15 protein-coding genes are annotated in these 18,523 nt (G+C 61.4%); 5 read left to right on the forward strand and 10 right to left on the reverse strand.

Features of this window, described 5'->3' with window-relative positions; all coding sequences use genetic code 11:
• Position 1: 1 nt before the first annotated feature.
• Complete coding sequence (locus RSO67_RS15300; RefSeq protein WP_315844126.1) at positions 2 to 808, forward strand: enoyl-CoA hydratase/isomerase family protein; 807 nt, start codon at positions 2 to 4, stop codon at positions 806 to 808.
• A gap of 78 nt (positions 809 to 886) precedes the next feature.
• On the opposite strand, the gene RSO67_RS15305 is transcribed toward RSO67_RS15300, so the two are convergent.
• From RSO67_RS15305 to RSO67_RS15325, 5 genes are read right to left on the reverse strand one after another with little or no spacing between them, the layout of a single operon-like run.
• Positions 887 to 1,864 carry an acetate--CoA ligase family protein gene (locus RSO67_RS15305; RefSeq protein ID WP_315844127.1) on the reverse strand — a complete coding sequence of 326 codons (978 nt, stop codon included), beginning with the start codon at positions 1,862 to 1,864 and terminating at the stop codon, positions 887 to 889.
• A 25-nt stretch (positions 1,865 to 1,889) separates the two neighbouring features.
• Entirely contained in the window at positions 1,890 to 3,014 is a 1,125-nt protein-coding gene (locus RSO67_RS15310; protein WP_315844128.1) for an acetate--CoA ligase family protein, read from the reverse strand.
• Positions 3,015 to 3,063: 49 nt separating this feature from the next.
• The gene (locus RSO67_RS15315) at positions 3,064 to 3,825 is read right to left on the reverse strand and encodes a hypothetical protein (protein WP_410001862.1); all 762 of its coding nucleotides are present in this window, start codon (positions 3,823 to 3,825) and stop codon (positions 3,064 to 3,066) included.
• Between the two features lie 2 nt (positions 3,826 to 3,827).
• Positions 3,828 to 4,616 (reverse strand): enoyl-CoA hydratase, encoded by a 789-nt coding sequence (locus RSO67_RS15320; RefSeq protein ID WP_315844130.1) that lies wholly within the window; start codon positions 4,614 to 4,616, stop codon positions 3,828 to 3,830.
• Positions 4,617 to 4,667: 51 nt separating this feature from the next.
• A complete protein-coding gene (locus RSO67_RS15325; RefSeq protein WP_068729468.1) occupies positions 4,668 to 5,873 on the reverse strand; it encodes an ABC transporter substrate-binding protein in 1,206 nt (401 codons plus the stop codon).
• A gap of 195 nt (positions 5,874 to 6,068) precedes the next feature.
• Here RSO67_RS15325 and RSO67_RS15330 point away from each other — a divergent pair, with 195 nt between their 5' ends.
• Positions 6,069 to 6,857, forward strand: a complete 789-nt coding sequence (locus tag RSO67_RS15330; RefSeq protein ID WP_315844131.1) for a thermonuclease family protein — start codon at positions 6,069 to 6,071, stop codon at positions 6,855 to 6,857.
• Between the two features lie 101 nt (positions 6,858 to 6,958).
• Positions 6,959 to 8,422 (forward strand): M48 family metalloprotease, encoded by a 1,464-nt coding sequence (locus tag RSO67_RS15335; protein ID WP_315844132.1) that lies wholly within the window; start codon positions 6,959 to 6,961, stop codon positions 8,420 to 8,422.
• A gap of 84 nt (positions 8,423 to 8,506) precedes the next feature.
• Here the strand turns inward: RSO67_RS15335 and RSO67_RS15340 are convergent, their stop codons facing one another.
• From RSO67_RS15340 to RSO67_RS15360, 5 genes are all read right to left on the reverse strand, one after another.
• Positions 8,507 to 9,571, reverse strand: a complete 1,065-nt coding sequence (locus RSO67_RS15340; RefSeq protein ID WP_410001863.1) for a CarD family transcriptional regulator — start codon at positions 9,569 to 9,571, stop codon at positions 8,507 to 8,509.
• Between the two features lie 258 nt (positions 9,572 to 9,829).
• Complete coding sequence (gene fdxA / locus RSO67_RS15345; protein ID WP_068730400.1) at positions 9,830 to 10,168, reverse strand: ferredoxin FdxA; 339 nt, start codon at positions 10,166 to 10,168, stop codon at positions 9,830 to 9,832.
• Between the two features lie 151 nt (positions 10,169 to 10,319).
• Positions 10,320 to 10,562, reverse strand: a complete 243-nt coding sequence (locus tag RSO67_RS15350; RefSeq protein ID WP_410001889.1) for a S4 domain-containing protein — start codon at positions 10,560 to 10,562, stop codon at positions 10,320 to 10,322.
• Positions 10,454 to 14,110 carry a helicase-related protein gene (locus RSO67_RS15355; protein WP_410001864.1) on the reverse strand — a complete coding sequence of 1,219 codons (3,657 nt, stop codon included), beginning with the start codon at positions 14,108 to 14,110 and terminating at the stop codon, positions 10,454 to 10,456. The genes RSO67_RS15350 and RSO67_RS15355 overlap by 109 nt, the downstream gene beginning before the upstream one ends.
• 459 nt (positions 14,111 to 14,569) lie before the next feature.
• Positions 14,570 to 15,496, reverse strand: a complete 927-nt coding sequence (locus RSO67_RS15360; protein ID WP_315844134.1) for a DUF3108 domain-containing protein — start codon at positions 15,494 to 15,496, stop codon at positions 14,570 to 14,572.
• A 405-nt stretch (positions 15,497 to 15,901) separates the two neighbouring features.
• Here RSO67_RS15360 and rpmB point away from each other — a divergent pair, with 405 nt between their 5' ends.
• Together rpmB and RSO67_RS15370 are read left to right on the forward strand one after the other, a co-directional pair.
• Positions 15,902 to 16,204 carry a 50S ribosomal protein L28 gene (gene rpmB / locus RSO67_RS15365; RefSeq protein WP_089267758.1) on the forward strand — a complete coding sequence of 101 codons (303 nt, stop codon included), beginning with the start codon at positions 15,902 to 15,904 and terminating at the stop codon, positions 16,202 to 16,204.
• A 172-nt stretch (positions 16,205 to 16,376) separates the two neighbouring features.
• Positions 16,377 to 18,383, forward strand: a complete 2,007-nt coding sequence (locus RSO67_RS15370; RefSeq protein ID WP_315839510.1) for an ATP-binding protein — start codon at positions 16,377 to 16,379, stop codon at positions 18,381 to 18,383.
• The last annotated feature ends 140 nt before the right edge of the window (positions 18,384 to 18,523 follow it).

Raw genomic sequence — 18,523 nt, forward strand, 5'->3', positions numbered from 1 at the left:
CATGACCACCTACGAAGACATCGCCGTCGAGACCCGTGGCCACATTGCGATCATCGAGATCCGCAAGCCGCCACTGAATTTCTTCGACATCATGCTGATCCAGCAGATCGCCAATGCGCTCGACGAGATCGACGCCAATCCCGAGATCCGCGCCACGGTTCTGTGCGCGCAGGGCAAGGCATTCTGCGCCGGCGCCGATTTCAGCGACCCTAACCGCAAGGAGACCGAGGCAGCCGCCAAGAGCGGCGACCCCGCCGACAATCTCGGCTCCATCGGGCATCTTTATATGGAAGCCGTACGCATCTTCCGTGCCAAGAAGCCGATCGTCGCCGCCGTGCAGGGCGCGGCCATTGGCGGTGGCCTCGGCCTCGCGGTGTCGGCCGATTTCCGCGTCGCCTGCCCGGAAACGCGCTTCGCTGCCAATTTCACCAAGCTCGGCTTCCATCCCGGCTTCGGCCTCACTGTGGCGTTGACCGAGCTGATCGGCAAGAACAACGCCGAGCTGATGTTCTATACATCGCGTCGCGTCGGCGGTGAGGAAGCCTTGAAGATGGGCCTCGCCAATGTGCTGGTGCCGCAGGCCGAGGTCCGCGACGCCGCCATCAAGCTTGCGGAAGAAATCGCGGAATGCTCGCCGCTCGGCCTGCTTTCGACCCGCGCCACCATGCGGGGCGGCCTCGCCGATCGCGTGGCCAAGGCGACCGAGCACGAACTCGCCGAGCAAACGCGCCTGCGTAAGACAGAAGATTTCAAGGAAGGCGTTGCGGCGACTGCCGAACGCCGGGTGCCGAACTTCAAGGGGCGTTAAGTCCCCGTCGGGTTTGTTTTTCAAACCTCACTGTGAAATGGCCGGGATCGCCCCGGCCATTTTTATTTGACGGCCGCGCTACCCCTTCCTCACCACCAACGCATCGACGATGGTGACGCCCTCGCCCGCCGGATGCACGAGCAAGGGATTGAGTTCGATCTCCGCGATCTCGCCCTCGAACTGCGCCGCAAGCTGCGAGATCTGTGCAATCAGCTCCGCTGCTGCGGACACGTCAGCCTTCGCCGTCCCGCGAAATCCGTTCAGCAACGGCGCGGCCTTGAGTACGCCTAGCATGGAAGCAGCCTCATCGGCACTCACCGGCGCCGGACGATAGACCACGTCCTTGAACAATTCCGCCGTCACTCCACCAAGGCCGACCATCACCATCGGCCCAAAGGTCTCGTCCAGTAGTGTGCCCACGATGATCTCGACACCCTTCCTGGCCATCGGCGAAACGAGCACGCCCTGCAGCGCGGCCTGCGGTCGGTGCTGCCGGGCGCTGGCGGTCAACGCATCATAGGCAGCTGCGGCTTCATTCTTCGTGGTGATATTGACCCTGACGCCGCCAACCTCGCTCTTGTGCGGAATGTCGCGCGACTGGATTTTCATCACCAGCGGGAAGCCTATCTCGGCAATCGCCGCATTCAGCGCCGATCTGTCGGTGACAAGAACCTCGCCTGGCAGCGCGACACCGGCAATCTGCAACAGCGTCTTGCTGTCATACTCGGAGAGCGCCGGCGCGGTCAGATGCTCAGCCAGATCATTCTGCGCGGGTGCCGCTGTAGCAACCGGCTCTGCAAGCTCGAATTTTGCGTGATCAACAAGTCGCCGCAACGCGACACTGACATGGGTGAGGCCGGACAAAGCGACGACGCCGGACTCGGCGAGACCCATGCGCGCAAAATTGGACGGCAGCGTATAAGACCAGAACACAATCGGTTTGTTCTGCGCGGCAATGACGGGCTTCAGCTCCGGAGTATTGAACGGCATCCGCGTCTCGCTCGACAGCGAGATGACCACCAGGATTGCATCGACCTCATCAGACCTGTCGAGCAATTCAATGGTCTTTTGCAGCCCACCGCTATGCACCGCTTGGGCCGTGATATCGATCGGATTGCACGGCGACCCGTAGGACGGGATCAGTCCGCGAGATCGTCGCCTGAACGCCGTCCGACAATTCGGGCACCTGCAGCCCCTGCGCCGACACGGCATCAGCGCCCCAGATACCTGCGCCGCCCGAGACGGTGACGACCGCGACGCGGTCGCCCTTCGGCAGCGGCGACGTGGTCAGCACGGCGGCGATGGTCACCGCTTCATCGAGATCGTTGGAGACGATGAAGCCATGGCGCGCGAACACCGCATCATAAGCGGCCGTCCAGCCCGCCATGCTGGCGGTATGCGAGGCTGCTGCGCGCTCGCCGGCACCGGAGCGGCCGACCTTTACAACGATGACGGGTTTGCCGAACTCCGCCGCCTTGCGAGCCGCGGCGAGAAATTTGTCGACGTCGCGAATGCCCTCGATGAACAGCAGGATCACGTCGGTTGCTGTATCCTGCACCATGTAGTCGAAGAATTCGCCGGCACCGAGATCGGATTCGTTGCCGGTCGAGATCACGGTGCTCAAAGCAATGCCGAGCGACTTGGCGCGGTTATAGATCGCAAAACCGATGCCGCCGGATTGGGCGACGATACCGATCCGCTTCGTGGTAGCGACCAGCGGTATTTGATCCGGCCTTACATCGACGGTCGGGCTGAAGGTAGCAGCAATGCCGGCAATCTTGTTGTAATATCCCTCCGCATTCGGTCCGGAGATCCGCATCCCCGTGCGCTTGGCCAGTGCCGCAATGGCGTCCTGCATGGCGATGGAATCGCCGCCTTCTTCCGCAAAGCCGGAAGAGATGATGATCGCATGCCTGACGCCGAATTTCGCGCAGTCCTCAAGCGCGCCGAGCACGACGCGCGCAGGAATGATCACGATGGCGAGGTCGATCGGCTGCCCGATGGCTTCGATGGTCGGATAGCACGCGAGCCCATCGATATCCGGATAGTTCGGATTGACCGGATAGATCGCACCAGAGAACTTGTTTTTGCGCAGAAAGGAGAGAAGCAGGCCCGGGATCTTCGTGACATCGCGGGAGGCGCCAATAATGGCGATGCTGGATGGATTGAAGAACGAGTCCAGCGGATGCGGACGTGTCACAGTCATGGCGTTTCCGGTTTATCGTTGTTGCCTGATCGTGCGGCGATTGCCGCGCTCACGCAACGACGCGAAACGTGACCCCGGCCAGCAGAAATGCATCGCCGGCGCAGGGACATCCGCGTGCCCGTGCGCTGCCGAGCACCTGTGCGACGTCGTTGACGCGAAAAGTGATCCCGGTCATCGCTTCGCTCTTGCCCTTGGCGAAGCGCAAACAGCCGTTCGTGAACGCGATCTGCGGATCGTCGTTGCGGGCCGAGGTCAGCGGCACGCCGATGATATTGCTCCAGTGCTGCGCCAGATCGTAATGGTCCGGACTCTGCAGCTCGACTTCGGTAAGCGCGCGCGTGATGTCGTGGCGGATCGCCTCCTGCCAGTCCGGACCAGCCGGCGGATACGGCCCGAAATCGTCGTCGCTGTCTTTGGTGTGATTGAACTCGATGAAGGCGGCCCGGCAATCGCGTGGATGCAATTGCACGCCGTGATAGGGCGGATGATCGATCACATTGGCGGTGCGCACGCCGATGCTGGCGGCGAAGCGCCCGCGCTCGTCCGGATCCTCGCAGGACAGGATCACCATATAGCCGCCGCGCCCGCCGGATTTCTCCATGAACCGCCCAGCCGCCGTGCCCGGCTGCGTCGGCGCGACCACTTCGAGCAACGTCGCCTCAACCGGCATCAGTGCATTTTCGAGACCGTATTTGCCGACATGGGGGTCGCGGTAGCAGATATCGAGGCCGAGAATGGCCGCGATATCGCTCACCACCGGCTCCAGATGCGGAGCGACCAGACAAACTTGCCGCAACCGCATCTGGCTCATGGTCATTGCCCCTTGAAGACCGGCTTGCGCTTCTCGACAAAGGCCTTGGCGGCCTCCTTGTGATCGTCGGTATCGCTGCAGCGGGTGTGATGGATCGCCTCGCCGTCGAAACAGGCTTCGAGCGTCATCGTTTCGGCATTGTTGATGTTGGTCTTGATGTAGCCGTAGGTGATGCTCGGGCCCTGCGCGAGTGACATTGCCAGGTCACGCGCCGCCTTCTCCACCTCGGCGTCGTCGACAACCTTGGTCACCATGCCGAGCGCCAGCGCTTCCTGTGCGGAGAGCACCGGCGACATCAGATAGAGCTCGCGTGCCTTGGCGCTGCCGAGCATCTTGGTCAGAAAATAGGTGCCGCCATAATCGCCGGAGAAGCCGACCTTGGCGAAGGCCGTGGTGATCTTCACCGAGCTTGCGGCGACGCGCAGATCGCAGGACAGCGCGATGGAGAGGCCAGCGCCCGCGGCAGCGCCGTCGAGCTGCGCCACCACCGGCTTCGCCATCTGGTGCAGGATGCGCGATACTTCCATGCCGCGGCGCAGGTTGGCGCGCTTGGCCTCGAATGGCAGCGGTGCGCGGCCCGCGGCCATCGACTTGACGTCGCCGCCGACACAGAACGTACCGCCCGCGCCCTTGATGAGGACGGCGCGGACGTCGTGATCTTCCTGCGCGCGGCGGGCCGCCGCGACCAGGCCCTGTGTCATCTCCGGATTGAGCGCATTGCGCCGGTCCGGACGATTCATGGTGATGGTCAGAAGACCGTTATCGAGGTCCTGCAGGACGATGTCGCTCATGATTGCGCTCCTTGTTGTTCTTGATCGTCCGGCAGCTTCAGACCCTGACGATTACTTCTTCACCAGCGGGCAGCGCGAGGCCTCCAGCGGCTGGAATGCCTGCTCTGCGGGAACGGTCGCCAGTAGCTTGTAGTCGTCCCAGCGGCCCTTGGATTCCGACGGCTTCTTCACCTCGAACAGGTACATGTCATGCACCATGCGGCCGTCCTCGCGAATCCGGCCGTTCTTGGCAAACATGTCGTTGATCGGCGTCTCCTTCATGAGTTTCATGACTGGCGCCGAGTCCGTGGTGCCGGCGGCCTTCACCGCTTTCAGATAATGCAGCACCGATGAATAGACGCCGGCCTGGGCCGATGTCGGCACGCGCTTGGTGCGCTCCTGGAAGCGCTTGGTGAAAGCGCGCGTCTCGTCATTGAGATCCCAATAGAACGCTTCTGCCAGGATCAGACCCTGCGCAGTATCAAGACCGACACTGTCGATATCGGAGATGAAGGCCAGCAGCGGCGACAGTTTCTGGCCACCGCTGCGCGTCAGGCCGAATTCGGCGGCCTGCTTGATCGCGGTGATCGTATCACCGCCAGCATTGGCGAGGCCGACAACCTTGGCTTTGGAACTCTGGGCCTGCAGCAGGAAGGACGAGAAGTCGGACGTATTCAGCGGATGCTTGACCGAGCCCAGCACCTTGCCGCCGGCCTTGGTGACGACGGCCGTGGTGTCCTTTTCGAGATCCTGACCGAATGCATAGTCGGCCGACAGGAAGAACCAGGTGTCGAGGCCGTTCTTCACGGTGGCGAGGCCGGTCACATTGGCTTGCGCATAGGTGTCGAACACGTAATGCACCGTATAGGGACCGCAAGCCTCGTTGCTGAGACGGATAGAGCCCGGGCCGTTGAAGATGATGATCTTGTTGCGCGCGCGCGCGATTTCACTCGCTGCCAGCGCGGTCGCCGATGCCGCAACGTCGATGATCGCCTCGACACCCTGATTGTCGAGCATGTCGCGCGCAATGTTGGCGGACAGATCAGCCTTGTTGAGATGGTCGGCAGCAATGATCTCGATCTTGCGGCCCAGCACTTCACCGCCGAAATCTTCCGCAGCCATCTTCGCAGCGGTCTCGCTGCCGACGCCGGTGATATCGGCATACAGGCCCGACATATCGAGAATCGCGCCGAGCTTCAGCGGCTTGGTCTGCGCCATGGCACTTGTGGCCGCGAATGCCATTGCTGACGCCAGCAGACCTGAAATGATCTTCTTCAAAAGTCCCTCCCTCAGACGCGCCGTTGTTGTTCGTGCGCGGTGTTGTTGTTATCGCGATCATGCCGCAATGGAACAACAGCGGCAAGCGGCGGCGCTGCCAAGAATAGCTGCAAAGACATCAAGGTTTTCCGCAAAGCGGAATGGATTGCTTGCTATGATCGACGAGAGGTTGACCGGAGCTCGCAAGGTGGCGTGATGCGTGCCGCATCTGCAAAGTGTGACGTGTCGCATGCCGCAACGCTGTTGCTGGCAGTGATCGGCATTTCAACATCCGCGCAATCTGCGTCGGCCACCTGCATGTTTGCCGCGCAGGGCGAAGGTCGCGTCGCCGACGTGATCGATATCAGAACATTACGTTTGAGCGACGGCAACGTAATCCGTCTGGCGGGGATCGAGCCGATCGCAAACTCATCAAGGCCGACGAATGATCTCTTCGCATTGATTGCCGGCCGTGATGTCACCTTGTACGGCGAAAGCGACATGCCGGATCGCTACGGCCGACAACCGGCTTTTGTCTTCGTCGATCCCGCTGCGCCGTCGCTCCAGGCGCAGCTTCTAACGCAGGGCGCCGCCCTCGCCTCCGGCACGGTTTCGGATAAAGCCTGTGCGGCGGAACTCGCCGCTGCGGAAGGCTCAGCCCGCCGGTCGAAGCGCGGAATCTGGGCTCAAACCAACGTCATAAAAAACGCGGAAAGTCCCGGCGATATCTTGGCCGATGTGGGGCGTTTCGGGGTGGTCGAGGGGCGGGTTCTGTCGGTTCGCCAGGCTGGGACGGTGACCTACGTCAATTTCGGGCGTCGCTGGACTGAGGACTTTGCGGTGACTGTTTCAAGGCGCATGATGGCCGCCTTCGAGACGGCAGGAATTATGCTTAAGTCTCTGGAAAGACGGCATATTCGCGTTCGGGGATGGATCGAGAGGCGCGGCGGGCCGCGGATCGAGGCGCTCGGGGTGTGGCAGATCGAAGTGGTCGGGGACAAGTAGGCCACTTGGGCAGCAAGATCGCTTGAGCGAAGATGATTTGGGCGAATGGGCTGTTTGGGCAGAGAGTGGACGACGTGACGGGTGTGGGACGGCAAACCAGCTTGAGCCGCCGCCTTTGGGCTGCGCCGGCCCTGCTGTGCGCTGCGCTTGCTCTGTCGGCCTGCGGCGATGCCAGCCGGTTCGAGGCCGCCTCGTCGGTCAAGCCAACGGTAGCGGCCAAACCGCCGAAGCCGGCCGTCGTGCAGACCCCGGCCGCCGAGAAAGAACACGAGCGCATCCTCGCATCCTATGGCGGCGCCTATGACGACCCGCGGCTGGAATCACTGATCACCAAGACCGTCGATCGGCTGGTCGCTGCCTCTGAGCGACCAGACCTGGCCTACAAGGTTACGATCCTCAATTCGGGCGCCGTCAACGCCTTCGCCCTGCCGACCGGACAACTCTATGTCACGCGCGGCCTGATCGCGCTGGCCAGCGATACATCCGAGATTTCATCGGTGCTGTCGCACGAGATGGCGCATGTGCTCGCCAAACACGCGTCCATCCGCGAAGAGCAGGCACGGCAGGCATCGATCGTCACGCGCGTCGTCACCGATATGGGCAGCGATCCCGATCTCACTGCGCTCGCGCTCGCCAAATCCAAACTGACAATGGCGAGCTTCTCGCGCGCGCAGGAATTCGAAGCCGACGGCATAGGCGTAGGCATCTCGGCCCGCGCAAAGTTCGATCCCTATGGCGCGTCGCGCTTTCTCGCTGCGATGGAGCGTAACGCGGCGCTGAAGGCCAGCCGCACGCCGCTCGATCCCCGCGCGCAGGACTTCCTGTCGTCCCATCCGGCGACGCCCGAGCGCGTGCAGAATGCGCAAGCCAATGCGCGGCAATATTCCTCGCCCGACGGCGGCGAGCGCGATCGCGAGACCTATCTCTCGGCCATCGACGGCATCGTCTATGGCGAGGACCCGAGCGAGGGTTTCGTGCGCGGCCGCCGCTTCCTGCATCCCAAGCTCGGCTTCACCTTCCAGGCGCCGGAGGCCTTCACCCTCGACAATACGGCGCAGGCGGTGATCGGCGTGCGCGAAGGCGGCAGTCAGGCCATGCGCTTCGACGTGGTCCGCGTACCTTCCGAACAGACGCTGAGCGACTACCTCAATTCCGGATGGATGGAGAATGTCGACAAAGCCACCACGGAAGAGCTGACCATCAACGGCTTCCCGGCAGCGTCCGCCATCGCGCGCGGCGACCAGTGGCAATTCCGCGTTTACGCGCTGCGCTTCGGCAGCGACGTCTACCGCTTCATCTTCGCTGCCAAGCAGAAGAGCACCGAGAGCGAACGCAACGCCCGCGAGACGGTCAACTCGTTCCGCCGCCTGACGCTGGCCGAGATTCAGGCCGCCCGTCCGCTGCGCATCAAGGTGATCACCGTGCAGCCCGGAGACACCGTGGAGTCACTGTCGCATCGCATGAGCGGCGTCGATCGTCCACTGGAGCGCTTCCGCGTATTGAACGGGCTCGAGAACAATGCCAGCGTGAAAGCCCGCGACCGCGTCAAGGTCGTGGTGGATTGAAATCCACCCAGCTACTTGCTCATCGACAACAAAAAAGCCCGGCCTCTCGGCCGGGCTTTTCGTATTCAACTTGCGAGACGCTGCTTATGCAGCCTCGTCCGCGGCGGCGACATCATCGTCACCATCGCTGTCGGCCTCGTCAGCACCGGCTTCGGCGCCTGCCTCGGCCTTGGCGCCACGGCGCGGGCTCTTGGCGAGCTGGCCTTCAATCTCCTTGACCGCTTCGGTCTCGGTGACGTGCTGGACCACAGCGATTTCGCGCGACAGACGATCGAGAGCTGCTTCATACAGCTGACGTTCGCTGTAGGACTGCTCGGGCTGCGAGTCGGAGCGGAACAGATCTCGGACCACTTCGGCGATCGCAACGATATCGCCCGAGTTGATCTTCGCTTCGTATTCCTGTGCGCGGCGCGACCACATCGTTCGCTTGATGCGGGCACGGCCCTTCAGCGTCTCCAGCGCGCGCTTGACCAGCGCCGGCTCGGACAGCTTGCGCATGCCGACATTCGCGACCTTCGCGGTCGGAACGCGCAGGGTCATCTTGTCCTTCATGAAATTGATCACGAAGAGTTCAAGCCTGGCGCCTGCAATTTCCTGCTCTTCGATGGCGAGGATCTGGCCAACACCATGCGCCGGATAGACAACGAATTCGTTGGTCTTGAAGCCCTGACGCTGGGTCAGTGGCTTCTTCGGCTCTTCGGCGCGTGGAGCCGCAGCAGGCGCCGGCTTGGCGGCCACGGGCTTTGCAGCAACCTTGGCCGCTTCCTTCGGCGCAGCAGCCTTCACAGCAGGCGCAGCAACCGGAGCCTTGGCCACAGGAGCCTTCGCGGCCGGTTTCGGCGCAGCAGGCTTGGCGGCAGTGGTCTTCGAAGCAGCAGCCTTCGGGGCAGGTTTGGCAGTCTTGTTGGGCATTGCACTTCTTTTATTTTTGGAGGACTTTTCAGCCGCAGCCTTCGCGGCGGTCCGGGTGTCCTTGACAGGGGCCCGGGCACGGCCTTTGGTGACAGAATTCTTCGCAGCAGGACCCTTCACAACGCGGCTCGCCGCAGTTGTTTTCTTGGAAGCCTTCGGATCCAAAACCTTCGAAGCAGTAGCCTTCTTCGAAACAGCAGCCTTGGAAACACTCTTTTTACGCGTTTTCTGTGACACAGCCTGCGCGTGGAAACCGCCACGCCCCTGTTTGATGTTTAAACGGGAACCCGGCAGGGCCAAATCGAGCGGCACCACATGGTCCAGCTTCTTGAATTGTGCCTATTATAGCACATTTCCCGCAAAAATCAATGATTTATGCCCTGTCGCGGCCGCTCGGCGGCCGCTTCCGGGGCATAATCGGGGCTAGGGTAAATTTCGTGTGGCTGGGGGATCGGGGTCACCCAATCAATTGCTTGATCGCTGTGACCGGGGAACTCAGTCGCCCTTGCCGGGCGCCGCCGAGAAATACTTCTCGTACTTGCCTTCCTGACCGTCGAATTCCTTGGCTTCGGGCAGTTCGTCGATCTTCTGGGTGATGTTCGGCCACGTCTTGGCGTGTTCCAAATTGATCTGCAGCCACTTCTCGATATTGCCTTCGGTATCCGGCTTAATCGCGTCAGCGGGACATTCCGGCTCGCAGACACCGCAATCAATGCATTCGTCCGGATGGATGACCAGCATGTTTTCACCCTCGTAGAAGCAGTCCACGGGACAGACTTCGACGCAGTCGGTGTATTTACATTTGATGCAATTGTCGGTGACGACGTAAGTCATCCAGAACTCCGGAAACGATCGATATTCAGTGTTTGCGTAGCGCACCAACCCCGCTGCCGCAAGGGATGCGGCCGGCATAGGTCAGGGCATTTCGACCAAGGGAAAAGCCTGCCACAAAACCATCGTTGGACGCGGCGTCTGGCCTAGATAGTTACTCCGGAACGTGTTGCAAATCGGTATAGAGCACACGCGCCGCAGTGGCATCGCCGCGCCGTTCCGAGAAGCCCTCGACCTTCATCACCCGCACGGTGCGATCCAGCGCCACCGTGAGGACGTCGCCAATCTTCACACCGTGGCCCGGCGATTTCTCGCGCTCGCCATTGATGCGAACCTTGCCGCCTTGCACCAGCGCAGCGGCACTGGTGCGGGCCTTGACCACCCGCGCGTGCCACAGCCATTTATCAAGACGCTGGCGCTCCAATCAGCACACCACCAAATGGCGGCACGGCGCCGCCTCACATGACCTGTATCAATCCTTGCGGCCGCTGAGCTGTTCCTTGAGCGCGGCGAGTTTCGCGAAGGGGGAGTTCGGATCGATCGGACGGTCCCGTTCGCGCGGTGCGGCCGATGTGGCGAACGGGCGGGTCGCACCGCCGCGGTCGTTGCCACGGCCCTCACGGCCCTTGTCGCCGCCCTTGAAACTGCCTTTGCCCTTGCCCTGGAAGCGTTCGCGCTCACGCGGGGGACGGCCCCCTCGCCCGGCTTGCTGTCGCGGTTACCGCGATTGCCACGGTTGTCGCGGTTCGGCGCCCCTTCGGCGGAGGCCGCGGCGGCCGGCGCATCGCTGCGCGGACGGCGGAACTCGTTGTTATTGTTGCGATCACGGCGGCCCTGGCCTCCGCGGTCATGCCGCTCGCGCTTCTCGCCATCGGCCACGGCGCCTTCGGCGGGAGCCGACTGCGCAGCGCCCTGCGGGGCGTTGGTATTGCGATGGTGGCGGTTGCGGTCGTGGCGCGGCGGACGGCGTTCTTCCGAACGGCCACCCGGGCGCCAGACTTCGACCAGTTCGGGCTCGGCAGCGACGGCAGGAACCGCCGCAGCGGCGTCGCCCTCGGCAGGCGCAGCAGCATCGGCCACTGCAGCAGGTGCGGTCTCGGCAGCAGTCCCGGTTTCGGCAACGGCCGCAGCGTGCTCCGGCTGCGCTTCGACGGAAGCCGTCTCTTCAACAGGCGCAGCTTCAGGCGCGGCGCTGGGCACCAGCGCGACTTCAGGCAACAGCGATGCCGACGGTACGGCGGCCGCTTCTTCAACCGGAGCTGCATCAGCAGTTGCATCGGCGGCTGTCTCGGCAGTCGCAATCTCGGCAGTTTCGGCCGCCTCAGCGGCAGCCTCGACCGCAATGACATTGTCCTCACCGGGCTTGTCGGACTCGGCAAGTCCCACCAGGGCGTCGGGCTGATCGCCCGTGTTGTCATCCGCCTTGGGCTCGATCGGCGTCGTCGCAGCGACCGGCTTCGGCGCTGCCGGCGGCAGCGGCGCCTTCTTCTCCATGCGATAGCCCAGGGCACGCAGGATCGAGGCGAAATCTTCGCCGGCCGAACCGGTGAGCGAGGTCATCGCCTGGGTCACCACGAAGTGGCGGCCATCGAAGGCGCCCGCAGGCTTCTCGCCCGGCGACGCTTCACGCCAGGCCAGCGCAGGCCGGATCAGATCGGCGAGACGTTCCAGAATATCGACGCGCACGGCGCGCTCGCCGCATTGGCGATAGCCGAGCACGCGATACGCATCGCGATCGAGCAACTTGTCGACCGGGAAGGATGTACGGCCCGACCCTGCGAGATGCTGTGCGCTCGACAGCGCCGACATATCGACATTGTCCTGCTTCAACGCCCAGAGCAGCGCCGCGAGCGAACGCCCCGCAGGCTTCAGCAGGCCGGGGATATAAATGTGATAGGCGCCGAAGCGGACGCCATACTTGCGCAGCACGGCGCGCGACGGCTGATCGAGATCCTTCATCTCGGTCGCGATCTTCTGCCGCTCGAGCACGCCCAGCGCTTCAGTGAGCTGGAAGGCGATGCCGCGTGCGATACCGGTGATGTCTTCGGCCTTGGTGAGATCGAACAGCGGCCCGAGCAGCTTCTCGATATGCGTCTTCAGCCAGAGATCGAGGCGGGCCTGAACCGCATCGCGCGGCGCGCCGGAGAGGCGCTCATCAGCGATGATGCGGAGACGGGGATGCAGCACATCGTCGGCTGCGACCAGACGGGCCACCGCATCGCCGGTCCAGCGCATGGTGCCGTCGGAGGCGAGCACGAACTGATCGTCCGGCGCGTTGCCGAGTTTCTCGGCGCGCGCGTCGATCTCGCCGGCCAGCGCCTTCAGCGCGGTGGCCTGCAAGGCCTTCGCATCCGAGCCAGCCTCGGCCGCATCGGGCAAAAATGTAAATCCGTCGAGACGGCCAATAACATGGCCCTCTACGATCACTTCGCCCGTCTTACCAATTTCAGTATTCAGCATCGTGTTTTCCCGCAAGCGGCGCATCAATACACTGGTACGACGATCAACGAAACGCTCAGTGAGCCTCTCATGAAGGGCATCTGACAGTTTATTTTCCAATTCGCGCGAAATTCCCTGCCAATGATCAGGATCTGAGAGCCAATCGGGACGATTTGCCACGAATGTCCAAGTCCGGATTTGTGCGATTCGGCCCGATAACGTGTCGATATCGCCATCAGCTCGGTCTGCTTGCGCGATTTGAGCGCCAAACCAGGCATCGGGGATGCGCCCTCGCTGCATCAGGAAGTTGAAGATGGTGACTACCAGCTCTGCGTGTGCAGCGGGCGCGATGCGGCGATAATCGGGGATCTGGCAGGCGTCCCAGAGCTTTTCCACCGCATCCTTACCCTGGGCCCTGTCGCGCACGTCGACATCGCGCGCGGTATGATCGAGCACGCGAAGGTCCTCGGCGATCGGCGCACGGGTCAGCGCCTCGTGACGCGGCACCTCCGCCAATGACACCTGCAGCGAGGCGATGGAGGAGAAATCCAGCTTCGAATTGCGCCACTGCAGCACCTTCACCGGCTCGAAGATGTGGTTCTGCAGCTGATTGACGAGTTCGGGCTCGAACGGTTCGCAGCGGCCTGTGGTGCCGAAGGTACCGTTGCGCGTGGCGCGGCCCGCCCGGCCGGCGATCTGGGCGAATTCGGACGGCGTCAGGCGGCGGAATTGGTAGCCGTCATATTTGCGGTCAGAGGCAAAGGCGACGTGGTCGACGTCGAGATTGAGGCCCATTCCGACCGCGTCGGTTGCCACTAGGTAGTCAACGTCACCATTCTGGAACATCGCGACCTGGGCGTTGCGCGTGCGCGGCGACAGCGAGCCCAATACGACTGCCGCGCCGCCGTGCTGGCGCTTGATGAGTTCGGCGATGGCATAAACTTCGTCGGCGGAAAACGCGACAATCGCTGTCCTGCGCGGCTGCCGCGTGATCTTGCGATCGCCGGCGAATTCCAGATGCGACAAACGCGGCCGCGTGACGATGCTGGCGCCGGGGAGCAGCCGCTCGATGATCGGGCGCATGGTGGCAGCACCCAAAAGCAGCGTTTCGTCGCGGCCGCGGCGATGCAGGATGCGGTCGGTGAAGACGTGGCCGCGTTCGAGATCTGCCGCGATCTGGATCTCGTCGACAGCCAGAAACGACACGTCGAGATCCCGCGGCATCGCCTCGACGGTGGACACCCAGTAGCGCGGCTTGGCGGGCTTGATCTTCTCTTCGCCGGTGATCAGCGCCACGGCTTCGGGGCCGACGCGGTCCAAAATTTTATTATAGACCTCGCGCGCCAGCAGCCGCAGCGGCAGGCCGATGATGCCCGACGAATGCGCGAGCATGCGCTCGATGGCGAGGTGGGTCTTGCCGGTATTGGTGGGGCCGAGCACTGCGGTGACGCCGGCGCCGGGGGCCCTGCCGTTGGACAGCGTGGGCGGAGAAGACAAAAAGGCCATGTTTTTCAGATATTTCCGCGTCGCCGACTGTCAAGACGGAGACAGGTAACGACGCTTCAGAGCCGCGCTTTTTGATGGTTTGGAACGAGTCCGGAACGAAAGCGGCCCGAATCGGTGACTCGGCACCTCCATGGCCGCATCACCCCAACATCTCGCGCTGACATTCTCCGAGATTGACTAGATCAAGTTTGTGACAGCGCAACAAGGGCCGACAAATCCCCGAAGTTATGAACAGCGCACGGACTCCGAACCGGCTTTGAGTCAAGCGCCCGTCGCATGAAAGTCGCAAGCCGACTGCAAGAAAGTCGCAAAAAAACCGGCGATAACGGCCCTCAATTGGCATCCGGTCTTGCGGCCATGTTGCGGCACTCCGGCGGCGACACGCGCGCCGTTCCACGGCGATTCCGCAGCGCCCGTCGCGCCTCCGTCCGCTCAATCGTGTCTGGTTCTCAGTTCGACTCAGTTCGTCTTGGCCACGGCCTTGGCCGGCGCGGGGGTTGTGACGAATTCGGTGGCTTCCAGCATGGCGACGCCAAGCGGGGTCGGCACCACCATGCGATACGGCACCAGCACGCGGGTTCCGGCGATCGGCACCAGGGTCACTTCGATATTGCGCTGGGCGGCAAGATATTTGATGGCGGCGCGGTCGGGCACATAGCCGGCGATCGGCGTGAAATAGACGGCGCAGACGATGGCAGGCCCGCGATAGCCCTTCTCGGTCTTCACGCTTTCCATGCGCTTGTAGTCGAGCTTGAGATCGTAGCGCATGCGGCCATCGAAGATCGACGCGGCGGTGCGGCACGAATCCGGCGTCAGCAACTCGCCGGTGCCGCCGACGCGCATCAGCGAGCCGGTCATCGGATCGATCACGTTACGGCGATGCGCATCGGTGATCGGAATCTTCTCGGGATCGAGCGGCGGCTCCGGCTCGATGGAGAACTCCTTCACATAGCCCGGCGTGATCAGCATCTTGATCGTCTCGGACTTCTTCGCGGAGGTGGTGACGGCCTGATAATTCGACGGCACCAGCGCGCCCGCGACCACGCGGCCGGTGGACTGGCCGGAGCCCGAGCCGCCGGCAAATGCTTTCAACAGACCTGCGGTGCCGCCGCTGGCGGTCGCGGAATACTGGTCTTCATTGATGTCGATGGCCCACTGGCCCTTGCCCACCGCAATGCCGGCGAGGCTGGCTTCATATTTCGCTTCGAGCTTGCCGCCCGCCAACACCGCCTGGGCGGGGGCCTGAACCGGCACGGCGGCCGGGGCCTGGCCTTGCGTTTGGCTTTGGATCTGGCCTTGCGCCTGCGCCGAGGCCTCCACCGGCAAAACCGGCAGCATCAGGCCCGCGGCGACGGCGAAACGCGCGCCAAAACCCGCAAATCGCACTCTTGCAGGTGCGGCGGTCCGCGGGGTCGTCACCGGTCGGGTCACAAAGCGGGGCGTGCGAAGGCTCACTTGCTGATATCACCTGGTCGGCGATCCCCGGCTCAAGGCGCGGGGCCGCATCGCTAAATTCGGCTGGAGCGACCTGTTTCCGGCCCGAATACGTCGTTTATATGATGGGAACCGCGTCGGATTCCATGTGGTTTCCGCTCGTAGGACGGGCTATACACCCCCCGAATGCCGGGGCTTTTGCCGGTTTTGCCGCGACTTTAGCTGGCCGGATATCTTGACGATCGCGGCCAAGCCCCCTATACGTCCGCCACTCCTGAAATGGACGTGATTTTTGACCCCCTGCCCGGCTTTGGGCTCTTCGCCTTTTAGCTGCGGGGATGACAGAGGATTTTCGCCATGTCTCGGCGCTGTGAACTGACACTGAAGGGCCCCCAGGTGGGCCACAAGGTGAGCCACTCGAACATCAAGACCAAGCGCCGGTTTCTGCCGAACCTGGTCAATGTAACCTTCCTGTCCGACGTGCTCGGCCGCGGCGTGCGCTTGCGCGTGTCGGCGAATGCCGTGAAGTCGGTCGACCACCGCGGTGGCTTCGATGCCTATCTGATCAAGGCCCGCGAGAGCGAGCTGTCGCAGAAGGCCGTGCTGCTCAAGCGCGCCATCGAAAAGAAGAAGGCAGAGACCGCAGCAGTCGCGGCCTGAGCCTGACCTGCCGCTCAACTTGAGCGGACTGAAATTTGAAAACGGCCGGATCGCAAGATCCGGCCGTTTTTGTTTGCTGGCAACTGCGATGAGCGCCTGTCGCAGGACACAACTATTGGTGGCACCTCCGAGTTAAAAGCGCCAAACTGCATTCGAATGGGGAAGGCCGTATATGACCGCGATGAAAGGTGACGTTATCAATCGAGTTCGTCGGCTTCCAAAACCGTCGAAAGTCGCAGAAGCGCTACAGCCAATATTTGAGGCGGTTAGCAATGCCGCGCATGCAGTCGAAGATCGATACAAAGACGCCTCGATCGCACAGGGGCGCATCTCCGTTACAATTAAGAACCTTAAGAAGCATGCGAAGTTCGAAGCCATTATCGCTGACAACGGCGTCGGTCTAACCAACGAACGATTTACAGCCTTTTGCACCACCGACACGCCGTTTAAAATGGAACGCGGAGGGAAGGGTATCGGGCGGCTTCTTTGGCTTGATGCCTTCGACGACATCGAAATCAATAGCGTGTTCGAACAAGGCACCTCGCTTCTTCGACGACGCTTTCGCTTTCGCTTGGACGAGAATGACCAGATAGTCGACGAAGAACTTATTGAAGCCCCCCAGGGATCATCAACGGGGACGACAATTACATTTAAAGGCATCCGGGGAACCTCTTACCAAAAGCGGTTTCCTTCTCAAGCCAACTCAGTCGTCAGACATTTTGGATCACATTTCTTCGCTGACTTCATCCTAGAAAGGTCTCCGGAGATTGCCCTCTTTATAGATGGAACGTCTGCTACATTCCCTAGAGATATTCGAGACCTTCTTATTGAAGATCGCGGCACAAAAGAAATTCAGAGCGAAGAATTCGGCGAGCTCAGCATTTCAAGCTTCGTTTGCAAAAAGGAAGCAAGCGCTGATTTTGATGGTACCCATCAACTACATTTTGTCGCCAATGGCCGAACTGTCACGACACGAAAGGTCGACGGGCTTCTCGGAATAGGCCGGTTCGGAGATAACGATTCTCATGTCTACCACGGCTGTGTGAGTGGCGCTTTTCTCGACGAGCGGGTTAATCAAGAGCGCACGAATTTCAACTTTGACGAAAAGGTCTCTGACGAGATCGCGAAACTTTGCGCGGAAAGCGTTCGCAGCTTCGCTCTAGGACCAGAGATTCAAATATTTGAAGGCGGCCGCCTCAAAACTATGAACGATTTCGTTGAGGAATACCCGTCGTTTCAATTCGAAGCCCCCGAAACTCTCTTGAAGCGAACTCCAAAGAACGCAGTCAAACCCGAGCAATTTGCACAAGCACTTATTCCGCTGCGAATTCGACGCGATGTCGAGCGTAAGAAACAAGTGCAAGCGATCGTATCGACCCTGGAATCCTCAGACGCAATTCCTATTGATTTCGCCGAAGCGGTAAGGAAAGCCGCGAGCGAAGTGCAAGCTGAAGAACAACGGCAACTCACCGAATACGTATTGCGGCGTAAAATGGTGCTTGACGTTATGGACGTTCTTATTCGACGGGTGCGCGAGATTCCAAAAGGAGAGGATAACTTTCACCTAGAAAGCACGCTGCACGGATTTATATGCCCCATGAAAGTGCGCGGCGACGATTTAGAGCAAGTCGAACAGTCCGACCACGACCTTTGGGTGATCGACGAACGACTGGCCTTCGCGCGATATTTTGCATCCGACGTTCCGTTCGCGCAGTTAATCCATGATTCTCAAAACACAGAAAGACCGGACTTACTGATATTTGACAGACTCCACGGGCTAGGTTTCAACGAAGAAGAATCCCTAAAGAATGTTCTACTTGTTGAATTCAAACGGCCTGGCCGACCTGACTATGACGAGCGCTATTCGCCAATGAACCAAGTTATGCGCTACCTGAGTGAACTCACCTCCGGTCGCATTGAGACATTTGACCGCGACAACGTCCGAGTGGCACCGGACTGCATTTTTCACTGCTATATCGTCGCGGACATTGTTGGAGCACTAGATGTTCAAACAAGCGGATGGAAAACGACATCTAACGGACGTGGCCGATGGATTGATCTTAGCGGAAAGTATCGCGGCTCCATTGAGGTCATAGAATGGCGAGACCTTATATTGGACGCGCGCGCACGAAACAAAGCCTTCATAAACGCCGCAGGCGTTTTGTCGCCGCACCGATGATAGGAGAATTCACAGTAAAACTACGCGGTGACGCATCGTGATCTTGTCGCGGACAACGTCCGTCAGAAGACCGCTGGCGTGCATGTCACGCGCCGTTTCCAGCAGCTCCAGGGTCAGGCGGGTGCGCGAACCTCTCGTCT

It is taken from the genome of Tardiphaga sp. 709 (assembly GCF_032401055.1).
Lineage (GTDB): Bacteria > Pseudomonadota > Alphaproteobacteria > Rhizobiales > Xanthobacteraceae > Tardiphaga.

Excerpts from the sequence above, each read along its gene's own strand:
- RSO67_RS15315 (WP_410001862.1), bottom strand. The coding sequence starts at position 3,825 with ATGAGCCAGATGCGGTTGCGGCAAGTTTGTCTGGTCGCTCCGCATCTG.
- fdxA (WP_068730400.1), bottom strand. The coding sequence starts at position 10,168 with ATGACTTACGTCGTCACCGACAATTGCATCAAATGTAAATACACCGAC.
- RSO67_RS15320 (WP_315844130.1), bottom strand. The coding sequence starts at position 4,616 with ATGAGCGACATCGTCCTGCAGGACCTCGATAACGGTCTTCTGACCATC.
- RSO67_RS15355 (WP_410001864.1), bottom strand. The coding sequence starts at position 14,110 with ATGGCCTTTTTGTCTTCTCCGCCCACGCTGTCCAACGGCAGGGCCCCC.
- RSO67_RS15300 (WP_315844126.1), top strand. The coding sequence starts at position 2 with ATGACCACCTACGAAGACATCGCCGTCGAGACCCGTGGCCACATTGCG.
- RSO67_RS15370 (WP_315839510.1), top strand. The coding sequence starts at position 16,377 with ATGACCGCGATGAAAGGTGACGTTATCAATCGAGTTCGTCGGCTTCCA.
- rpmB (WP_089267758.1), top strand. The coding sequence starts at position 15,902 with ATGTCTCGGCGCTGTGAACTGACACTGAAGGGCCCCCAGGTGGGCCAC.
- RSO67_RS15330 (WP_315844131.1), top strand. The coding sequence starts at position 6,069 with ATGCGTGCCGCATCTGCAAAGTGTGACGTGTCGCATGCCGCAACGCTG.
- RSO67_RS15310 (WP_315844128.1), bottom strand. The coding sequence starts at position 3,014 with ATGACTGTGACACGTCCGCATCCGCTGGACTCGTTCTTCAATCCATCC.